Annotated in this window: 16 protein-coding genes; all 16 read right to left on the bottom strand. The window is 58.6% G+C overall.

Annotation, left to right across the window (positions count from 1 at the left end):
* Positions 1-41: 41 nt before the first annotated feature.
* Positions 42-1,838 (bottom strand): lipid A export permease/ATP-binding protein MsbA, encoded by a 1,797-nt coding sequence (gene msbA, locus ACFER_RS08595; RefSeq protein WP_012939025.1) that lies wholly within the window; start codon positions 1,836-1,838, stop codon positions 42-44.
* Positions 1,835-2,971 (bottom strand): lipid-A-disaccharide synthase, encoded by a 1,137-nt coding sequence (lpxB, locus tag ACFER_RS08600; protein WP_012939026.1) that lies wholly within the window; start codon positions 2,969-2,971, stop codon positions 1,835-1,837. Before lpxB ends, msbA begins: the two co-directional genes overlap by 4 nt.
* Before the next feature lie 142 nt (positions 2,972-3,113).
* The gene (locus ACFER_RS08605; RefSeq protein ID WP_012939027.1) at positions 3,114-3,935 is read right to left on the bottom strand and encodes an LpxI family protein; all 822 of its coding nucleotides are present in this window, start codon (positions 3,933-3,935) and stop codon (positions 3,114-3,116) included.
* A 4-nt stretch (positions 3,936-3,939) separates the two neighbouring features.
* Positions 3,940-4,749: an acyl-ACP--UDP-N-acetylglucosamine O-acyltransferase gene (lpxA, locus tag ACFER_RS08610; RefSeq protein ID WP_012939028.1), complete on the bottom strand. Its 810-nt coding sequence runs from the start codon at positions 4,747-4,749 to the stop codon at positions 3,940-3,942.
* A 15-nt stretch (positions 4,750-4,764) separates the two neighbouring features.
* Positions 4,765-6,102, bottom strand: a complete 1,338-nt coding sequence (gene lpxC, locus ACFER_RS11870; protein ID WP_012939029.1) for a UDP-3-O-acyl-N-acetylglucosamine deacetylase — start codon at positions 6,100-6,102, stop codon at positions 4,765-4,767.
* A 3-nt stretch (positions 6,103-6,105) separates the two neighbouring features.
* Positions 6,106-7,005 (bottom strand): lysophospholipid acyltransferase family protein, encoded by a 900-nt coding sequence (locus ACFER_RS08620; RefSeq protein WP_012939030.1) that lies wholly within the window; start codon positions 7,003-7,005, stop codon positions 6,106-6,108.
* A gap of 12 nt (positions 7,006-7,017) precedes the next feature.
* A complete protein-coding gene (locus tag ACFER_RS08625; RefSeq protein ID WP_012939031.1) occupies positions 7,018-7,626 on the bottom strand; it encodes a YjbH domain-containing protein in 609 nt (202 codons plus the stop codon).
* Positions 7,623-8,663, bottom strand: coding sequence for a UDP-3-O-(3-hydroxymyristoyl)glucosamine N-acyltransferase (gene lpxD / locus ACFER_RS08630; RefSeq protein WP_012939032.1), 1,041 nt, complete (start codon positions 8,661-8,663; stop codon positions 7,623-7,625). Before lpxD ends, ACFER_RS08625 begins: the two co-directional genes overlap by 4 nt.
* A gap of 68 nt (positions 8,664-8,731) precedes the next feature.
* Positions 8,732-9,136 carry an OmpH/Skp family outer membrane protein gene (locus tag ACFER_RS08635; protein ID WP_012939033.1) on the bottom strand — a complete coding sequence of 135 codons (405 nt, stop codon included), beginning with the start codon at positions 9,134-9,136 and terminating at the stop codon, positions 8,732-8,734.
* 16 nt (positions 9,137-9,152) lie between these two features.
* Positions 9,153-10,085: a coiled-coil domain-containing protein gene (locus ACFER_RS08640; protein WP_012939034.1), complete on the bottom strand. Its 933-nt coding sequence runs from the start codon at positions 10,083-10,085 to the stop codon at positions 9,153-9,155.
* 30 nt (positions 10,086-10,115) lie between these two features.
* Positions 10,116-10,595, bottom strand: coding sequence for an OmpH/Skp family outer membrane protein (locus tag ACFER_RS08645; RefSeq protein ID WP_012939035.1), 480 nt, complete (start codon positions 10,593-10,595; stop codon positions 10,116-10,118).
* 37 nt (positions 10,596-10,632) lie between these two features.
* Positions 10,633-12,846: a BamA/OMP85 family outer membrane protein gene (locus tag ACFER_RS08650; protein ID WP_012939036.1), complete on the bottom strand. Its 2,214-nt coding sequence runs from the start codon at positions 12,844-12,846 to the stop codon at positions 10,633-10,635.
* A gap of 158 nt (positions 12,847-13,004) precedes the next feature.
* Positions 13,005-17,330, bottom strand: coding sequence for a translocation/assembly module TamB domain-containing protein (locus tag ACFER_RS08655; RefSeq protein ID WP_012939037.1), 4,326 nt, complete (start codon positions 17,328-17,330; stop codon positions 13,005-13,007).
* 305 nt (positions 17,331-17,635) lie between these two features.
* Complete coding sequence (locus ACFER_RS08660) at positions 17,636-18,928, bottom strand: TolC family protein (RefSeq protein WP_012939038.1); 1,293 nt, start codon at positions 18,926-18,928, stop codon at positions 17,636-17,638.
* A 97-nt stretch (positions 18,929-19,025) separates the two neighbouring features.
* Positions 19,026-20,279, bottom strand: a complete 1,254-nt coding sequence (locus ACFER_RS08665; RefSeq protein WP_012939039.1) for an MlaD family protein — start codon at positions 20,277-20,279, stop codon at positions 19,026-19,028.
* Positions 20,280-20,283: 4 nt separating this feature from the next.
* Positions 20,284-21,036 carry an ABC transporter ATP-binding protein gene (locus ACFER_RS08670; protein WP_012939040.1) on the bottom strand — a complete coding sequence of 251 codons (753 nt, stop codon included), beginning with the start codon at positions 21,034-21,036 and terminating at the stop codon, positions 20,284-20,286.

Here is a 21,036-nt window from a genome sequence, read left to right on the forward strand (position 1 = left end):
ACCTCGTTTTCATTGGGCTAGGGTGAAAAAAGGATGGGCCGTCATTTGCCGGGAGCCTCTGTCCCGGCAGGGTTCCCTTCCCGCTCTTCCAGGTTCCGGACTTCGGCCTGTTCGGCCTTTTCCCGGTACTGGATGTCGTGGAGGTGGGCATAGAGCCCGTGGAGGGCCATCAGTTCCTCATGGGTACCGGATTCCACGATTTCCCCATGGTCCAGCACCAGGATCTTGCTGGCATTCTGAATGGTGGACAGCCGGTGGGCGATGACGAAGGAAGTCCGTCCCACCATGAGCCGGTCCAGGGCTTCCTGTACGATCCGTTCGCTTTCCGTATCCAGGGCGGAGGTGGCTTCGTCCAGGATCAGGATCCGGGGATCCTTCAGGATGGCCCGGGCAATGGCAATGCGCTGACGCTGGCCCCCGGACACGTTGATGCCCCGGTCTCCCAGCTGGGTGTCATAGCCCTGGGGCAGCTTCTGGATGAATTCATCCGCATTGGCGGCTTTGGCCGCGGCGATGACTTCCTCCCGGGTGGCGTCCAGCCGCCCGTACAGGATGTTGTTGTACACCGTATCGTTGAACAGGTTGGTTTCCTGGGGCACGATGCCCACCTGTTCCCGGAGGGACGCCACAGTCACATCCCGGATATCATGGTCATCGATAAGGATGGCCCCGTCGGTCACATCATAGAATCGGGGCAGCAGGTTGGCAATGGTGGATTTCCCGGCACCGCTGGGCCCCACCAGGGCAATGGCCTGGCCGGGCTGTGCATCGAAGGTCAGGTGCTTCAGGATGGGTTCATCCGGATTGTAGGAGAAGGACACATCCCGGAATTCCACTTTGCCCTTCACAGGTGGCAGGGCGATGGCATTGGCCTTTTCGGGGATCTTTTCGTCCAGGTCCAGGATGCTGAACACCCGGTCCGCCGCAGCCAGAGCTTTCTGGATGTTCCCCAGTACCCGGGCGATCCGCTTGATGGGGTTGGAGATGTTCACCGCATACACCAGGAAGGCGATCAGTGACCCGGCGGTAATGTCACCGCTGAGCACTCCCCGGCCCCCGAACCAGATAATGGCGGTGACCCCCAGGGCGGCGATGAATTCGATCACCGGGGACAGGGTCCCCATGAGCCGGACGCTTTTCATGTTGGCGTCGAAGTTCTGCCGGTTGGTCCGTTCGAACCGGGCGATTTCATAGGGTTCCCGGACAAAGGACTTCACCACCCGGCTGGAGGACAGGGTTTCCTGGAGCACGGAGGTGATGTCGGCGGTGGCCTGCTGGATCCGGTGGCCGGTCTTCCGGATCTTCTTGCCGAAGAAATCCATGAAGAACAGCACCACCGGGAAGGTGCAGAAGGCAAACAGGGTCAGTTTCCAGTCCAGATAGACCATGGCGCAGATGGAGCCGATGAGCACGGAGGTTTCCGTGATGATTTCCACGGAATTGTCCACCATGGCGCTCTGCATGGCCTGGACGTCGTTGGTCACATAGCTCATGATGGTGCCCAGTTTGTTGGTGTCATAGAACCGGGTATCCAGTTCCATCATTTTCTTGAACACCAGGCCCCGGATATCGATGACCACGCTTTCCCCCACGTAGTTCATCAGGTAGTTCTGGCCGTAGTAGGTGATGCCCCGGGCAAAGAAGATCACCACGATCCCCAGGGCAATCAGGTTCAGCAGCTGGGCATCGTTGTTGATGAATACTTTGTCGATCACGTCCCGGACGATCCAGGGCACGTACAGGTTGGCGGCGGAGGTGAGCACGGTGCAGATGCCCGCCAGAGCCAGCCGGGGCAGATAGGGTTTGATGAAGCGCAAGATTCGCAGATACAGGTTCATGGATTCTCCTTTGCTGTTTCAAGGATCAGTCTGGCTGTCCGGTCCACGGCTCCCGGCTGGCCCAGTTTGGCCACAGCCTGCCGCATCTCTTCCCGGACGGTGGCAGTGGTTTCCGGCTCCAGAAAATGGAGGACGGCAGCGGCCATATGGTCCGGGGTCATGTTTTCCTGGATCAGTTCGGGCAGGATTTCCTTCCCGGCCAGGATATTGGGGAGGCCGATGTATTTCACATAGACCATGTGTTTGGCGATCCACATGCTGAGGGGACTGGCCGTGTAGCAGATCACGCTGGGCAGTCCGCAGAGGGCCGCTTCCAGGGTGACGGTGCCGCTGGTGGCCAGGGCCGCATCACAGGCGGTCATTACATCGTAGTTGTGGCCTTCCACCACTTTCACCGGCACCGGGCTGGTTTCCAGGATGCCCTGGAGCAGGGCAGCATCGATGGAAGGGGCTTTCTGGAGGATGAACTCCACATCCGGCCGCCGGGCCCGGATTTTGGGCAGGGCCTGGAGCATCACCGGCAGCACCCCGGTGATTTCCTTCACCCGGCTGCCCGGCAGCAGCAGCACCAGAGGATGGCCGGACCGCTTGCCCACCAGGGCTTCCGCCTCCTGGGGGCTCAGGGTGGGCTGGACGATGTCCACCAGGGGATTCCCCACAAATTCCACAGCCGCTCCCGCTTCCTGATAGACTTTGGCGGCAAAGGGATAGATGCAGGCCACTCTGGTGGCCAGCCGGGCCACGTCTTTGGCCCGTCCCCGGCGCCAGGCCCAGGCGGAAGGCGGGATGTAGGAAAACACCGGGATGCCCAGTTTCTTGGCTTCTTTGGCCACCCGCATGTTGAAATCCGGATAGTCCACGGTCACGAACACATCCGGTTTCCGTTCCTCCATGAGCCGGCGGAAGGCCTTCTTCAGCCCCAGCAGACGGGGCAGGGCCTGAAGGACTTCCACAAAGCCCATGACGCTGTAATCTTTATAGTTGAACACCACTTGGCCGCCGGCTGCTGCCAGGGCATCACCACCCATGCCAAAGACCTGGGCCGTGGGGTCCTGCTGCAGGATGGCCCGGGTCAGCGCGGCGGCATGAAGGTCGCCGGAAGCTTCCCCAGCAGAAATGAAAACTTTTGTCACCCTGTTGTCTCCTCTCTCATCTGAACATAAATGTACAGTTTATTATATCACATAACAAAAAAGGGGGTGTGAAAAAATTCACACCCCCTTTGCTGACAAAAAAGAGGGGGCTGTTGCTCATGCAACAGCCCCCTCTTTTTATTCACGCTTCCGGATCCTTCATGGCCACGACCACCAGCTTGTGGCGGTTGGCCAGGTCCAGTGCCTTTTCCCGTTCCACCAGGAGGGTCCGGCCGGCTTCCATGACGATGCCGGCACAGCCGGATTCGATCATGGATTCCACGGTCTTCACCCCCACCCCCGGCATATCGAACCGGTTGTCCTGGGCGGGCTTGGCGGTTTTGGCCACAATGGCCCCCTTGCCCAGCTTGCCGCCCCGGAGAATGCAGGCATCGGTGCCCTCGATGGCTTCCACGGCCATAATGGCCTTGTTCTTCACCACCACGGTCTGGCCGATGTCCAGGCCGCCGATTTTTTTCGCCATGGCGAAGCCGTACTTCATGTCTTCCCATTCTTCCGGTGTGGGCTGCCGTTTGCTCAGCACCCCTTCCTGGGGCATCAGGTCGGTGAGGAACAGTGTCTGATCCATCACATGGATCCCCATATCCTCCAGTTTGGCCACCAGGGCGTTCATGATGGTGTCATCATGCCGGTCCGGCAGGGACATGAGGATCTTGATGGCCTGCCAGTCAGGGACCAAAATGCCGCCGGAATAGAGGATTTCCTTGGTCACCTTGCCGATCATGGTGACTTCGTCCACCCCTTCCTGCTTCAGGGTCTTGAAGATCTTGCCCACCTTGCCGATGTTGATGGCATGGAAGACATCCGCTTCTTTTTCCAGGTCTTCATGGGTCCCCGGCACCAGGGCAATGGCCACCGTACGGTAGCCGGCCTTTTTGGCCCCCCGGACCACATCCACCGGCAGATGGCCCACTCCGGAAAGTACCCCCAAGGTCTTCCCCATAGGCTTACTCCCGGATGCCGTGGGCGGATGCCCGGCAGATGCCTCTTTCCACCGTGCGCAGGAAGCGCATGAAATGTTCCACTTCTTCGTAGCTGTCCAGTTCCTGTTCCATGGTCGCAATGGCATCGGACAGGGACAGACCTCTCTTGTAGAGGATCTTGTAGGCTTTCTTCAGCTCCCGGCGGACTTCCATGGGAATGCCAGCCCGGGAAATGCCCACGCTGTTGAGCCCTGCCACATAGGCCGGGTTCCCGGCCACGATCACGAAGGGAGGCACATCCTGGGAAATCCGGCTCATGCCGCCGCACATGCAGTTCCGGCCGATCTTGGTGAACTGGTGCACAGCCGTAAGGCCGCCGATGACGGCCCGGTCTTCCACGATCACATGGCCGGCCAGGGTGGCCACGTTGCTCATGATCACGTTGTTGCCCACGATGCAGTTGTGGGCCACGTGGGTATAGGCCATCATCAGCACGTTGTTGCCGATGCGGGTTTCATTGCCTTCCCCCACAGCCCGATGGACTGTGGCACATTCCCGGATGGTCACGTGATCCCCGATGATGGTTTCCGTATCTTCGCCTTTGTATTTCAGGTCCTGAGGGACCTCACCGATGCTGGCACCCTGGAAGAACTCGCAGTTTTTCCCGATGGTGGTCCGCCCGGTGATCACGACGTGGGGGTGAATCACGGTACCTTCACCGATCTTGACATGTTCACCGATCACAGAGTACGGGCCAATTTTCACGTTGGGGCCGATTTCCGCACCCGGTGCAATGATGGCTGTCTCATGTATCAAAGTAGAATCTGCTGTCATTGTTTCACTCCACCTTTATTGTTTATTTTCTGCCAGTGCAAAGAAGAAATCTCCTTCGCAGGCCGGCTCGCCGTCCACCGTACCTTCACAGTGGGCCACACCCATGTTGCCTTTGATCTTGGTGATGATGGCCGTGGTGACCAGCTGGTCTCCCGGTTTGATGGGACGGCGGAAACGCACTTTGTCGATTTTCCCGAAGACGGCGATCTTGCCCCGGTTTTCTTCCGGATACAGCAGGGTTACGCCGCCCACCTGGGCCATGGCTTCGATCAGCAGGACCCCCGGCATAATGGGGTTCCCGGGGAAGTGGCCGATGAACTGGGGCTCGTTCATGGTGATGTTCTTGATACCCACGGCCCGTTTCATGGGTTCCAGTTCAATGATCCGGTCCACCAGCAGCATGGGGTACCGGTGGGGCAGAATCTTTTGGATTTCCTGAATGTCTAATGTAATCATATCCTTGCTCCTTACTTCTTTTTTCTCTTTTCCGGGAACCGGAGTGTGTCTGGGCTGGTATTCATGGAGTCTCCGGTATTCATCGATCTGCCGGGACACATTGTCGTTGAAGGCATGGCCGCTCTTCATGCAGATGATGTGGGCGTGGATGGGTCCCAGGAGATACATGTCTCCGATTACATCCAGGATCTTGTGCCGGATCAGTTCGTCCGGGAACCGGGGGATGGACAGGATCTTGTCCTTGCCGAACACCACCACGTTTTCCAGGGTGCCTCCCAGACCCAGTCCCATTTTCTGCAGCTGGGCGATTTCGTCCTCAAAGGCCACGGTCCGGGCGGCAGCCACTTCCTTCAGGAAGTTTTCCCCCTTGTCTTCCACATCCATCACCTGGGTACCCAGGAGGGGATGGGGATTGATGGAGGTAAAGGTGATCCGGAACCCTTCATAGGGCAGCACCACAATGGAACGGTCTCCGTCATAATGGGAGAAGGCCCGGTCCACATGATACACCTGCCGTTCCGCATCCTGTTCTGCAATGCCGGCCTTCAGAATCTGGTCGATGAAAGCCTGGGCGGAACCGTCTCCCACCGGAGGTTCTGCGGAAGACATCTCCACATAGCAGTTGTCGATTTTCAGGATGGCCAGGGCGGCCATGAGATGTTCGATGGTGGTGACGCTGGCCCCGTTTTCCGTCAGGGTGGTGGCCCGGGTGGTGGCGGTAATGTTGGCGGCCACAGCATGGACCTGGGGCCGGCCTTCCATGTCCGTCCGGATGAACACGATTCCCGTATCCACCGGAGCCGGACGCAGTGTCATTTCCACCAGTTTTCCGGAATGGAGCCCGATCCCGTCACAGGAAGCTGCCTGTTTCAGGGTATGCTGTTTTTCACTGGTCATAAATCACACGCCTTTCTGATATTCTTTATACCGTTTGCGGCCATCTTTCCAGCGGTCGTGGACCCAGAACCACATGGGGGGATCCAACCGGATTTCCCGCTCTGCAATGGCCACCAGTTCTTTCATTATAACACGGACGTCCTGGGAACGGTTAGGGGTTTTCTCCGTATGGAGGGCCGGATAGATCCGGGCCGTCAGGGTGCCGTCCGGATTGTTGTGCATAAAAAGAGGCACAATGGGAGATCCGAACATCCGGGAAAGATGGGCCGCACCCTGGGGCACCCGGGAAGGTTTGCCGAAGAACTCCAGATGTTCTCCCGTATGGGCAGAATCCTGGTCGTAGAGGATCCCTACCAGATGCTTTTTCTTCAAATAGCGGCCAATGGCCAGCATGCTGTTTTCCCCATGGTTGTAGGTCACGTGCTGCCCCACCATCCGCCGGTAGTCATTAATGAACCGGTCCATGGCCCCGTTGTTCTGTTTCCGGGTAATGGACAGGATGGGGTAGCCCAGGAGGGCCATGGAAGCGCCCAGCATTTCCCAGTTGCCGTAATGGGCGGTGCACATGATCACCCCTTTGTCTTCGGCATAGGCTTTTTCCAGGTTCTCCAGCCCTTCAAAATGGACCAGCTGCCGGAAATTGTCCCTGGTGATCAGGGGATATTTCAGTACCTCGATGAGCATCCGTCCAAAGCGGTACACGCTTTCCCGGGCGATTTTTTCCGCTTCCGTCTCATCCACGCCCAGACAGTCCTTGATGTTTTCTTTGGCCATATACCGGCGCCAGGCAGGGACCACACGCCACCCCAGGTGTCCCAGCACCCAGGCCAGGGCATGGTTCAGACAGTCCGGCTGATGGCAGACCAGCCAGCTGATGAACTCCATGAGTTTGTACGCAGCCATCCTGTTTCCTCCTTAAAAAGTAAGATCCATGCCTCCGTACAGGCGATGGTCCCTTACCCCCACCTGTGCCTGGATGAATTTCCCCACCGGGAGACCGGCGCCGTAGTTGAAATGGCTGCCGTCATATTCTCCCATCAGGTTCATGGAAAGCCCCAGAAGCTTCGTTTCTTTTTCCACGGCGTAGAACCCGTGCTTGTACTGGTCTCCGGTGCCCACCCCGGCATGGAGCTTCCAGCCGGCCATCAGGGCCTTGCTGACAGCCACATAGCCCCGGCGGTCGTTCCGGTCGCCGATGTCTTCCACTCCGACGGCGATGGCCGGAGTCACCGGGGTTTCCCGGAGCACCTGAAGCTTGGCACTGACGGTGCCGTAAGATCCGTCATGTTTGGTATCCACATGGCTGCCGGCGATTTCCAGCCCCAGGGGCAGGGCGATGTTCCCCCGGACATTCCGTCCTTCCTTGGTCCAGTCCAGACCCCCGGACACATGGCCGGGCAGCCGGACGTATCCGGAAGGAGCATTGATCACACCGCTGGTGCCGCTGGGGGTGGTCTTGGCTTCCGCCGCCAGGGGCAGGGCAGCCAGGGCACACAGGAGCGCTGCAGTCAGTTGTTTTTTCATGGCTCCTCCTTCTTTCCCTTTTCCAGCTGTTCCACGGTCTTTTCCAGCTGACGGAGCCGTTTCAGCATGGTGCCCAGCTTCCGTTCGTTGGCGGTCTGCCGCAGCCAGTCCACATGGGGCTGTGCCGGGAAACCGGCCCATACCACATTGTCCGGTACATCGCTGATGATCCCGGTACGGCCGGCGAAGGTGCAGTTGCTGCCGATCTTCAGGTGCCCCGCAGTGGCGGCCTGTCCCCCGAAGGTGCAGTTGTTCCCGATGGTCACGCTGCCGCTGATGCCCACATGGGCCACCAGGATGCAGTTTTCCCCGATGATGTCGTTGTGGCCCACATGGACCAGGTTGTCGATTTTGGTGCCCTTGCCGATCACCGTGCTGTCCACGGTGGCCCGGTCGATGCAGGTGTTGCAGCCGATTTCCACATCGTCCCCCAGGACCACGTTCCCGGTCTGGAGCACTTTGGTGTGTTTGCCGTTGGCGGTGATGTAGCCGAAGCCGTCCCCGCCGATGACGCAGCCGGCCTGGAGGATCACACGATCACCCACGATGCAGTCTTCCCGCACCGTCACATTGGAGTACAGGGTGCAGTCGGAACCGATCTTCACATGGCGCCCCACATACACATGGGGATAGATCACCGTGTTGTCGCCGATTTCCGCATCTTCCGCCACATAGGCAAAAGGCAGGATGGCCACGTTCTTCCCCACCTTGGCGGAGGGATGGATGAACGCGTACTGGCTGATGCCTTTCTTCACCGCTTCCGGGGGACGGAACAGCTGGAGCAGCACCGCAAAGGCTGCCCGGGGATTTTCCACCGCCAGCACTGCCTGCTGTCCCTTGAATTCCGCGCCCCGGGGAATCATGATGGCCCCGGCCCGGGACTGTCCGGCCACTTCCAGATAGGGAGGCACCGCAAAGGAAATCTGATCATTCTGGGCTTCTTCCAGTCCATTGACTCCCTTGAGGACCATGCCCGGATCTCCCTGAAGGATTTCCCCTTTCAACAATGTTGCCAGTTCCTGTAAGGTTTTTTCCATTTCCAGCATCCTTTCCATTTCATGATGGTACGGGAAAAAGGGCGAACACCGTCCGCCCTTGTCAAATCTTATTTCATTGCTTTGATGATGTCGTCAGTCACATCCACGCCGCCCTGGGGAACGGCTTCTTTCACCAGGATGGCGCTCAGGTTCTTTTCCTTGGCCACGGAAGCGGCAGCGGCGTCGAAGCTGCCCTTGACCTTGGCCTGGGCTTCCGCCTGGAGGCTGTGCATCTTCTGGCTCTTTTCCGTCAGGATCTTCTGGGCTTCTTCCTGGCTCTTCCCGGCGGTTTCCTGGTTCAGTTCCTCTTCCATGGCCTTGCCCTTGGTCTGGAGGTCCTGGGTGGCGTCCTTGAACACCTGGCTTTCCGTCTGGACCTTGTTCATGTCCACCACGCCGAACTGGGCGTTCCGCCCACAGCCAAAGGACAGCATGGCTGCTGCCACCACACAGAGAATCATTGCTTTTTTCATATTCGTTCCATCCCTCTTAATAAACAATTTGCTGGACGACTGTATTCACCTCATCGGTAATGTCGTCGGCGCTGATATTGGCTCTCGGATTCCGGAAAATCAGCGTGTATTTCCGGCTGAGATTGACTTTCTTGATGGCGCTGAGGATATCGCTGTCGATTTCCTCCCGCATCTGTTTTTCCTTGTCTTCCTGCTGCTGGATCTGTTTGTCCATGGACTGGATCAGCTTGTCCAGTTCCGGCTGGCCTTCCTGGTTCCGGGGCTTTTTCCCGGTCAGGGACAGGCCCGTCTGCTCCTGGACCACCTGGCCGGCCAGTTCCTTGGAAAAGGCCTGGAGCCGTGCCTGGGAAGCCGCCACATCGGCTGCCAGCTGCTGCTGGAGCCACTGTTCCTTTTCCGCTTCCACTTCCGCCCGGTCCTTCTGCCGTTTGTCCAGCAGTTCCTGCTGTTCCTGGAGCAGTGCTTTCTGGGCGGTATCGTTCATCTTCACGCTGCCCAGCTTCAGCCGCAGGTTGAACAGGGGGATCCGGTATTTTTCCTCCACTGCATCCCGGTCCGCCTTCACCCGGCTTTCCGCTTCCTCTTCCAGGGCCGCCCGTTTCTTCCGGAGCAGATCCTGTTCCTGGGCCCGTTTTTCCGCCACTTTGGCGGACCACTGGGCGGACTGGAACTGTCCCTTTCCGGCTTCCCGGACTTTCTTCATCTGTCCCAGGAGCGCCAGCTGCTGCTGGCCGTTTTCCTTCTGGCGGTCACGGAGCCATTTGGCGGTTTCCAGCTGTTCTTTCTGCCGCTGCCATTCCTTGTATTTGGGATGCTGTTCAACCAGCCGGTCCCAGTCCACTACGGCAAACCGGGGCTTTTCCTGCTGAAAGGGAAGCTTCCCCCAGGAAAGGCCGCAGCCGGTCAGGAGAAAGAGCCCGGTCAGCAGAAGACTGAGCCATCTGCCCATGAGCCATTCCTCCTGTCCCCTGCCAGATCCTTATTTCTTGGCTTTTTTCAGCTGGGCGGTGACATCCGCCGTTACATCCAGGCCGCCGTACACCACGGCGCCCTGGTTGACCACCACCGTCAGGCCCTTGGTCTTGCCCACGGCCACAATGGCGTCATCCACTTCTTTTTTGACCGGTTCAATCAGTTCCTTCTGCTTTTCTTCCAGTTTCTTCTGGTAGTCCGCAGCCAGTTTCTGCTTGTCCGCGTCGCTCATGTCCTTGCTTTTTTCTTCAAATTCCTTGCGGCTGTCTTCGGCGGCCTGCTGCAGCTGGGTCTGGGCTTCTGCCAGCCCGGGGGCTGCCGCCATCACCTGGTTGTAGTTGATTTTGCCGATGGCCGAATTGCTGGTGGCGTCGCCACCGCCCATGTTCTTGCCCTGGACGGCCAGGACGAAGATCCCGACCACCATAATGGCCGCAATGGCCAGAGAAATGACCTTGACATTTTTCTTGTGGGCCAATTCCATCATTTTACTATCCCTGCTTCCTTGTTATGCAATTTGTTTATCAGAACTGACCGCCGAAGCTGAAATGGAAGCGGCCGCCACGGTCGCTGCTTTCCAGCCGGTAGCCATAGTCCAGCTTGATGGGACCCAGCGGGGAGTTGATCCGGAGACCAATACCCACGGAGTTCTTCATTTTGCCCAGGTCGAAGTTGGATTCGTCGTATTCCTTGCTCCAGGCATAGCCCGTATCCGTAAAGAACACGCCCTGGACTTTCTTGATGATGGGATACCGGAATTCCAGGGATCCCTTCACCATGCTGTTGCCCTTGAACTGGTCGTCCCGGTAGCCCCGGAGGACGTCGCTGCCGCCTACGCTGAAGCGCTGGGACAGGGGCATATCCCCGTTGGCATAGCCGGCCCCCAGGTTAAGGGCCCACACATTGTCCTTGCCCATCCGGTAGTAGTACCGGTAATCGGCCTGGTACTTCTGGAAGTCGAAGTCCCCGCCGAAGTTAGCCACTTCCACGGAGTAGGCCGTCCGTTTCCCTTCCCGGGGATCGTAGATATTGTCCCGGGTATCCAGGGTCCGGGCGAAGGTGATGCTCCGGGTGATCCCGAAGTTCTTCTTCATCCGTTCGTGCTTGTCCCAATCGTAGTCGTCCGGATATTCGTGGATATAATCATATCCGTTTTGTCCGGCTTCGAACCACTGGGTGCCGTAGCCGCTGACAGGCTTCTTGTATTTGTCATCCCGGTTCTTCAGGGTGATGCTGTTGGTGATGAATTCGTTGTCGGTGACCCGGCTGAAGAACAGTTCTTCCCCTGTACGTTTCTTGTAGTACCGGGCGATTTCGTCCCCGCTCCGATTGTAGTCCACGTACTCGTTGGTCATGTTGTAGAAGGTGAAACCGGCGGTGGTTTCCTTGTCGTCGATCCAGGGCTTCACATAGGACACTTCAAAGTTGGCTTTGGTTTCGGAGTCGCCGCCGAATTCCCAACGGGCGCTGACGCTGTCCCCGGTGCCCATGAAGTTCTTGTCCCCGATGCTCACCATGCCCAGGAAGCCGTCGGCATCACTGTAGCCGGCGCCGATCCCGAAGGTACCGGTGCTGGTTTCCACCACGGACACTTCCACAGAAACGGTATTGGGCATCTGGCCCGGGTTCAGACGGATGTTCACGTCTTCGAAGAAGCCCAGGTTGTAGATCTTCTGCATGGCCCGGCGGGCTTTCTTGGCGTTGAATGGTTCCCCCTTCTTCATGCGCATTTCCCGGATGACCACATAATCCTTGGTCTTGGTGTTGCCCTTGACCCGGAAATCTTCGATGACCCCTTCGGCCACCTGGACGATCAGCCGGCCGTCCGGCTGCATCCGCACGTCGGCCACCTTGGCCAGGATGTAGCCCTGCTGGCTGTACAGGCTTTCCACCTTCCGTGCGCCGATGTTCACGTCCCGGGAGTTCAGGACCTTGCCGATGGGCAGATCCAGGGCTTTTTTGATGTCCCCGGTGGAGAGCACCGTATTCCCTTCGATATCCAGATCCGTCAGCACGGGATTTTCTTCCAGCTGGTATTTGATCTGGACCCCTTCCGGCACTTTGGTGAACACCGGGCGGATGTCATAGAACCAGCCGGTTTCATACAGGGCCCGGATATCGTCCTGGAGCCCTTCCCTGGTGAATTTGGTGCCGGCGGGCATTTTCAGCACATCCGCCAGTTTGGCGGCATCTTCATGGGCCGCCCCTTCCAGGGTAACTTTGGTCACGGTCTGACCGATGAAGGGCGTGGATTCCTTTTCCACTTTGGCGTACTGGTTTTCCTGGGTAGTGATGTCGTAGTCGGACAACACGGACTGCTGGAGGATGCTCCGGCCCGGCAGCTGTTTGTTCTGGGCTTCCTGGATTTCCTTCTGCTGGGTCATCCGGGCTTCCAGCTGTTCTTCGTCAGCCTGGACCTTCTGTTTTTCCTGTTCCAGCTTTTTCTTGCCGACTTTTTCGATATAGGTGACGCCATTCCGGCGGACTTCCCGGTATCTGGGTTCTTCTTCCGCGGCTGCGGCAGACGTTTCCGTCTGAGCCGGCTGGACGGCGGGCTGTTCTGCCGGAGCCACTTCGATGGTCCCCACACCCTGTTGTCCTTCCTTGGCAGCGGTCTTGTGACCGCCCAGTTCCACTTCCTGGCTGTGGGAAACTTCTGCGGCATAGACCGGAGAGGTCAGCGCCAGGGAAGCCAGGACTGCGACGGACAGGCGCCGCCAGTTTACTTGATTCTTCATAGAGTACCCCCTGTACAGGTTGCTTTCATCATCAGTCAGCATCACTAACGATTAATGATACCATATCTTGTTTATTATACCTTCTATAGGCCAAGATTTCCAGTCCCGGAGTGTGAAAAAAGCAGGTCCCCGGGTCGGGCCCTGCTTTTTGTCAGCTGTCAGAATCTTGTCCGGTACTGGACACCGTACCAGTGATTGTTGTCCTGATCGGTGGCTATGCCCACGTGGACTTTCGGCGCGATCCGGAACCCGGCGTACAGGTTGTGCTCCTCTCCGTCGAAGCTGGTGGTGTAGCCGATCAGCAGCTTCCGGCCGAAGTACCGGCTCAGCAGCACATTGTACTGGCGCCGTTCCTGACCGGTGGCATCATTGGCCCGGTTGGTGTCCGCCGAAAACGCCACGGTGTTCTGGACATTGCCGCTGTAGATCCGCAGTTCGTCCAGCCCCAGGGCCTGTTTGATAGCATCTTCCACATCCGCCAGGAAGGTCATCTGGAGCCCGGCATCCACCAGGCCCTTCCAGGCATCGTCCCCCAGGCTGGCATTGTCCGTCTTCAGGGTCAGGAACCGCTTCAGGGTATTCTCATCCTGGGGCGGATCGCTGGACAGCTTGATGACGATGTCGTCCAGGCTCAGGGGCCCGCTGGCCTTGGCCAGGATATTGTACTGTCCCAACCGGGTAAAGGCCGCCATGTTCACATTGGGGATGAAGGTGCCCGGCCGGGGCCAGTAGATTTCCCCGAAACCGATGTTGAAGGGAGTCCCCAGGTATTTCAGCCGGCTGCCCCGGTTCACCCGGATGCTGCCGTTGATCTGGGGGAAGGCGGTGCTGCCCAGGATGTGGAACTGCCCCTTCAGCCACAGGTCCATGAAGGCCGCGTTGTACAGGTGCAGGTTGTTGCCCAGGTCCACATCGATGTCCAGCCCGATGTCCGAGCCCCCTTCCCCGAATTCCGGAATGGAGGAGATCCCCAAATACCCCTTGTCCAGCTTCAGATTCCCGGACAGGAAAGGTTTCCCCTCTTTGTGTTCCAGGTCGAAATTCCCGTTGAGTTTCCCTTTTACGCTGGAGGAAACCAGTTCCACATCCCGGATGGCCAGGTTCAGGTGGTAGGGCTTGCCGGAATCATCCCGGAGCAGATAGGACCCGGAAGCGGTGATGCTGCCCTTTTTCCCGGTGGTGGTGGAAAATTCCTTCAGGGTGATGGTCTTCCCGTCGAAACCCGCATGGAACTTCACATTGTCGAAGGTGTTGTCCAGGCCCCGGAATTTCACCGTACCTCCGTCCAGATCGATGGATCCGTTCAGATTATAGTCTTCCAGGGTGCCGGTTACGGATACCCGGCCGCTGGTGGACCCTTCCGCCCACTGGACCCATTTGGTCAGGGTGGGCAGGATGGCCAGGTTCCCGTTGTCCAGATGGACTTCCAGGTTCATCCGGGCATCCGGATTTTTCCGTTTCCCGGCCGCCCGGAGCAGGTCCATGGGGAAGGTGCCGTAGGCACTGATCTTGTACACGTCACGCTGGATCAGAAACTGGTCCAGATGGAACATGTCATTCCGGAGGGTAACCATGCCGTACAGACTGTCGAAGGACACCCCGCTGATGCTCCCTTCCTTCATTTCCAGGGAGAAGTTCCCGCTGGGGTCGTCCAGCTTCCCTTTCAGCTGGGCCACGATGTTCAGTTTGCCGCTGACTTCCGGCGGGTTGTCCAGGGCCACGGTAAGGAGCTTGGCATTGGCCTCACTGGTGGCCAGTTCCAGGTCGAGGGTCCGCTTCCGCAGGTCGATGTTCCCCTGGGCGGCAATGAGCCCGCCGCCGCTTTCCCGAGCCTGGAGCTTCCGGATCTTCCACAGGCCCAGATGGGTGTAAAGGTCGAAATCTGCCGAGGCAAAGGGCACCCCGGCCACTTTCCCGTCTTCCACCTTGCCGATGACGGTCATGCCTGTCCGGGGACCGTCAGGATTGGCTTCGATGCGGCCGGACAGGTACCCGTCCACATCCGCCTGGATGCCGCCCATCTGGAGCAGGGAGCGTACATTGCCCCGGTTCACATCCACCGTCCACTGGAACAGTTTCCGGTCGAAGTCGAATTTGGCTTTCAGGGCGTAGTCCCCGCCGGTTTTCTGCTGGAAAGTGCCCTGGAAATTGTTCACGTGACCGCCCTGGCTCTGGAAGGACAGGGCCAGTCCGGTGAATTCCACCCCGTTGATCAGCACGGAATCCGAAGACAGTACCCCCTGGAACAGGGGCCGGCTGGTGTGGCCGGTGATGCTGCCGCTGAAGTTCACGTTGCCTTCCAGATCCACACTGTCCTTGAGCCAGGGCAGCCGCAGCAGGTTGATGTTTTTGGCATCGATGCCCAGATCCAGGAATCCGTCCCGGCTGACGGTGCCGCTGAACCGGGCCTGGCAGGTCAGAGCCTGGACCCGGAAATTGTTCAGATGGAGGAGCTTTCCGTCATAGGCATAATCCCCGTCCACTTCGTCCACCAGGAACTTGTTCACGGAACCGTCCCAGCCGTGGACATGGCCGGTGAAGGAGGGATTGGACAAAGGCCCTTTGACGGAAAGGGTGTTGGTCAGGTTGCCGGTTATCGGCCAGGGGGACTGGAAGACCTCACTGAGAGGCTCCAGCCGGATGCCCCGGGTCTCCAGGGTCAGATCCAGTACCGGTTCGCTGCCGGACAGATCCGCCGTGCCGTCCAGGATGTGGGTTCCCTTGTCCAGGTTGATTTCCACTTTGTGGAAACCGGCCTTCCGGCCCTTCCATTCCAGGGCTCCGTGGGCTTCCTGGATGGTCTGGCCCATGATTTCCCCTTCCCGGAAGGAAAAGGCTCCGAAGGCCTGGGGATCCTCCCCGGTGCCGCTGAGAAGGAGATGGGCGGACAAAAGGCCTTTGCCCTCCTGTCCAACCGCTGCCAGCAGAGAATCCACCGGCAGATCCGTCACGTACAGATCCCCCTGGAGCTGGTCTTCTTTCAGGCTGCCGCTGCCGGCCAGGGCGCCCCCTTCTTCCGTATAGGCGGAAATCCGGCTGAGGGTAAAACCGCTGCCGTCCACCGTTCCGTCCAGGGCAATCTGCTGCAGCTTCAGGTTCCCCCAGGAAAGGGAGAGATCACTGGAAACCGTTTCCCCCTGGAGCTGGCCGTGCTTGTACTGTCCCTGGGCATAGAGGGTCCCGTCCAGGACCAGGCTGCCCAGCCGGGGCAGGAAGGTACCGGCGTCCACGCCGTCCATCGTCAGGGCCAGCTGGCCGTCCTGGTCTTCCCAGTCATAGGAGGCCTGCACCGTCACCGAGCCGCCGCCCAGGGACGCTTTGGCCCCATCGGTTTCCACCCGGTGGTCCCGGAAGGAGAAGGGCAGGGTCACCTGGGCCGCCTCATAGCCCTGGAAAGTCAGCACCGGGCTGGTAAAGGTGCCGCTGCCGGTCAGGTTGTCTTTGGTGCCGTCCAGGGCCATGCTGCCCTGGATGGTTCCGGATACAGGCAGATCCAGAGGCAGGGCAGCCAGGTCGATCCCGTCGGTTTCCGCCTGGAGTTTTTCCATCCGGGGGTTCTCCAGATCCGTCAGATCCATGCCCCCGGAAATCCGGAGTTTCTGTCCGTCCACGGAAACATCCAGATCCCGGGCTTTCAGCTGCAGCTGGTCAAAGGACAGTTCCCCGTCGGCGCCCAGAGCCAGTTCCTTCCCTTCCCATTCATAAACGGCCCCCACCTGGCGCAGCAGGGCTTTACCCGACAGCTGGCTGCCGGAGGCATTGTTGGTCCAGGTAACGGAGGCATCCGCCAGGGCTCCGGACAAATCCGTTACCGGCAGGAATTGTTCCGCCAGGGGGCTGAAATCCTGGAGGGCCAGCAGCTCCGTCCGGGCCGTCAGGGTGCCCTGCCGGTCCGTGTTCAGGGTCCCGGCCACATGGATGGATTGATCCTTCCGGGTAACCGTGAGTTCCAGGGCAAAATCCGGGTTTCGGGAAGGATTGATGGTCCCTTCCACTCCGGCCTGCCAGGTGCCGTAGGGCAGACGCAGTTCCACTGAGCCGTCCCGGATGGCAATGAGACCCTTGAAATCCGTACTGGAACTCTGGCTTTCCTTCAGGAGATGGGCCACATTCCATTCCTGCCGGTCATTCTGGACCAGATGCAGCCGGGGACTTTCCAGGGTAATCCGTGTCACGGTACCCACTGCACCGCTGCCGGTGAGGAATTTCAGGGGGTCCACCTGGAGGGACAGGGCCGGCACCTGGGCCACCAGATTGCCCTGTTCGTCTTCCAGCCGCAGGTTCCGGGCCGTAAAGGTCAGATCCGGGCTCACGTCCATGGTTTCCATCTGCAGTTGTCCGTTGATGTATTCACCGGCCGTCTGTTCCACCAGGGGAATGGCCCGCTCCAGTCCTGCGGGAAGGATCACCTTCCACAGGACCAGGTACAGCAGGACCAGGACCCCGGCCAGAATGCCCAGCCGTCTTTTCCCTTTGGTACCCATAGGGGCCTCCGTATCGTTGGTCGTTGGTCGTTGGTCGTTCATCGTTTAGCATGGAACCCACCACCATGCTCCGCATGGTCCCCCGCCCTTAAAAAGGGCGGATAGAAAAAGAGAAGAATGCCGCATGGTTCCCAGCTACGGCATAAGCGACCGCCAACGCCGCTAAAGCGTCGGGCGCCTGCTTACGCCCTTAAAAAGGCTGTGCCCCACATTTCATTGATTGATTATGCACAACATAAGTATAGCAGGTATGGAGGGTAAAAGAAAAGAGCCTGCATACGCAGACTCTTTGGTCACTGTTGATTTTATTCGTTTTCCACAGGCACACCCATGCTCTGTTCCAACAGGGCGGTGGAGGTGTTGTAGTCGTACAGGGCCTGGATGTAGTTGTTCTTGGCGGTGGTCAGGGCCACGGACGCATCCATCACGTCGGTGTTGGTCCCCACGCCGGCCCGGTACCGGAGCTGGGCAATGCGGTAATCTTCTTCCGCCTGGGCCACGGCCACTTCCGTGGTCTTGATCCGTTTTTCCGCTTCCCGCATGCTCAGGTAGCTGGTCCGTACCGCCAGCCGCACCTGATCACTGATCTGCCGGTAGCTTTCCTGGGCCTTCACCACATTGGCCTTGGCTTCCCGGACCTTGGCGGCGTTGACGCCATAATCCCAGATATTCTGGGTAATGTTCAGGCCCACGGTCCAGTTGTCCCGGTTCTGTCCAGGGAAAGTATCATTGCTCCAGGCATTGGAAGCCCCCAGGCTCACCTGGGGCAGGCTGCCGGCGTTGGCGATTTTCTGGGCGGCCTGGGCCATGCCCACAGAGGCTTCCGCCTGGTGGATCTCCGGCCGGTTGGCCATGGCGTAGGTCACGCAGTTGTCCAGGGTGTAATCATTGGGTTTGTATTCCAGTCCCTGGCTCAGATTCAGCCGGGTGGCGGTGGGCAGCCCGATTACATTGTTCAGGGAGGAAACAGCCACTTCGTAGTTGTTTTCCGCCTGGGTCAGGGTCTGCTGGGCATTCACCAGTTCCACCTGGGACCGGAGCACGTCGGCCTTGGCCACCACGCCCACGGCAAACTGGGCCTGGGTGTTCTTCAGGTGTTCATCCAGCCGGTTCACGGTTTCCTTGTCCAGGTTCACGGTGTTGGCGGCCTGGAGCACGTCGTAGTAGCCTTTTTCCGCATTGTACCGGGTGGTCTGGTAGGAACTGCTCATGCCGTACTGGTAGTAGTCCAGGTTCTTTTTGGCCTGATCAATGGCCCCTTCCAGCCGTCCACCGGTATAGATAGGAACCGTGATGCTCACGGCATTGGAATGGTTGTTGCCGATGACATTGGATTGATATTTTTCTGTACGGCCGCTGGTATGGGAAAAGTCAATGCTCCCCCACCGGGCTCCTTTGGCCTGGTCCAGGTTGGCTTTGGCGGCTTCCAGTTCCGCAGCGGAAATCTTCACGCTGGAATTGTTGTCCAAGGCCATGCGGACGGTTTTCCCCAGGTCCAGGTTTACGGTTTCCGGGGTGGCAGCCCCGACTGTATGGATAGAAAGGGCGCTCAGGATCACAGCGCTCAGAATCATGCTTTTGGTATGGAAATGCTTCACAATCAGACCCTCCTGTACTTTCTGACTACCTAGTCAGCTTTTATTATTATAATCAGTTGAAAAAGTAAAGTCAACCAACGACTTTTTGAACTTTTTGTCAGAATCTGGCCCGGAGCCCCACATAGGCTGTATCGGCGCCATGATCCAGCACATCCATACTCTCCCCGATCAGGGACAGTTTCGGGGTAAAGGCATACTCCGCCCCCACCTTCAGTTTGGCATCATCGAAATCATAGAAATCGGTGAACAGCCTGAACTTGGGAGACAGGACCCAGTCGGCGCCTACACCGAACTGGCCTTCCATGACCCCGGCCCGTCCCCAGATGTATTTGTTCAGCTTTTTGTTGTAATGGAAATTCAGCTTGTCCCGGTCCCCGATGTCAGAAACCCCCAGGAAGGCATAGGCATCTTCCTTCAGGGGCAGCTTCACGCCCATATCCGTGCGCCATTTGCTTCTTTTGTCATTGTACAGCACATCCGCCTGGACCTGGGCATCGGTGACCACCCCCAGGATCTTGTCCGCCTTCACGGAAGTGGATTTGGCATGACGGATGGTCTCCTTCAGATCCTGCTGGGTCTGGGGATCGGTGACCACATTCTGGAGGGCTGCTGCCGTGTTCTGGAGCTTTTTGCTGGCATCCGCCATATTGGCCGCCATGGCCGCCACGTTCTGGCCGGTGGCCCCGTCCGCATCCGCCTTGTCCATGATGCTGTTCATGTGGATGCTCATTTCCTTCATCTGCCCCACCATGGTGTGGATGTCGCCCTGGTTCTGCTGGGCCATGGTGGCCAGGGCTTTGGTGAAGTCATTCATGTTCTTGGCCACTTCCCCGGTCTGGACGAAGCCCTCCCGCATGGATTTCTGCACGTTCTTGTCCCCGAACACATTGCTGAAGGCATCCACCACCACTTCCAGCTTGTCCAGGACCTTGCCGGAAGAATCCATCAGTTTGTCGATGCCTCCCGCCTGCTGGCCGGTAATGGTCTCTCCGGCTTTGAACACCAGGCCGGTGGCGATTTTCGGCGGAGCGATGGTGACGAATTTGGTTCCCATGACCCCGTCCATGCCAATGGCGAACTGGGAATTGCGGGGAATCTTCTGTTTTTCATCCATCTTCATGACCACTTTCACCTTGGACCCGTCCACCACGATGTCATCCACCTTGCCCACCGGTACCCCGGCGAAACGGACTTCGTTGCCCACCTTCAGGCCGTTCACATCGTCGAACATCACATTCAGTTTGTAGGTCCGGCCGGCAAAACTGAATACCCCCAGAAAGGTCAGCATCAGGGCCAGGATCACGATGCCTCCCAGGGTGACGGCACCGACTTTGACTTCATCTGCTTTCATGCTCTTACTCCTTGTCTTCCAAAATATCACTGCGCAGGAACGCCCGTACCAGGGGTTCCCGGGTATGTCTGGCTTCTTCCACCGTTCCGGAAAAAACGATGTGTCCGTGGCTCAGCATCAGGATCCGGTCCGCACAGAGAAAAGCGGAGGCCATGTCATGGGTCACCAGCACGGAGGTGATCCCCAGCTTTTTCTTGGTATCCAGGATCAGCTGGCTGATGTTGGTGGCCATAATGGGATCCAGGCCGGCGGTGGGTTCATCATAGAGGATGATATCCGGCTGCAGGGCCAGGGCCCGGGCCAGTCCCACCCGTTTCTGCATGCCCCCGGACAGCTGGGCCGGGTACACATGCTCGTTGCCGGAAAGGCCCACGGCCTCCAGCAGGTCCTTCACCCGCTTCTGAATGGCTTCTTCGGACAGGCTGGTGTGCTGGCGCAGCCCGAAGGCCACGTTTTCACCCACATCCAGGAAATCGAACAGAGCGGAATACTGGAATACCATGCCCATATGCTGGCGCAGCTGATTCCACTGTTCTTCGTTGAACTGTTCCACCGGCTGGCCCTGGATCACCACCTGGCCCTCCTGGGGTTTCAGCAGGCCGATGAGCAGCTTCAGCACGGTGCTTTTCCCGGTCCCGGAAGGGCCGATCACCGCCAGGGTCTCCCCTTTGGCCACGGAAAAGCTGACCCGGTCCAGGACCACTTTAGGACCGAAATGCATTTCCACATTCCGGAATTCAATCACAGGTTGTTCCAT

It is taken from the genome of Acidaminococcus fermentans DSM 20731 (genome assembly GCF_000025305.1).
Classification (GTDB): domain Bacteria; phylum Bacillota; class Negativicutes; order Acidaminococcales; family Acidaminococcaceae; genus Acidaminococcus; species Acidaminococcus fermentans.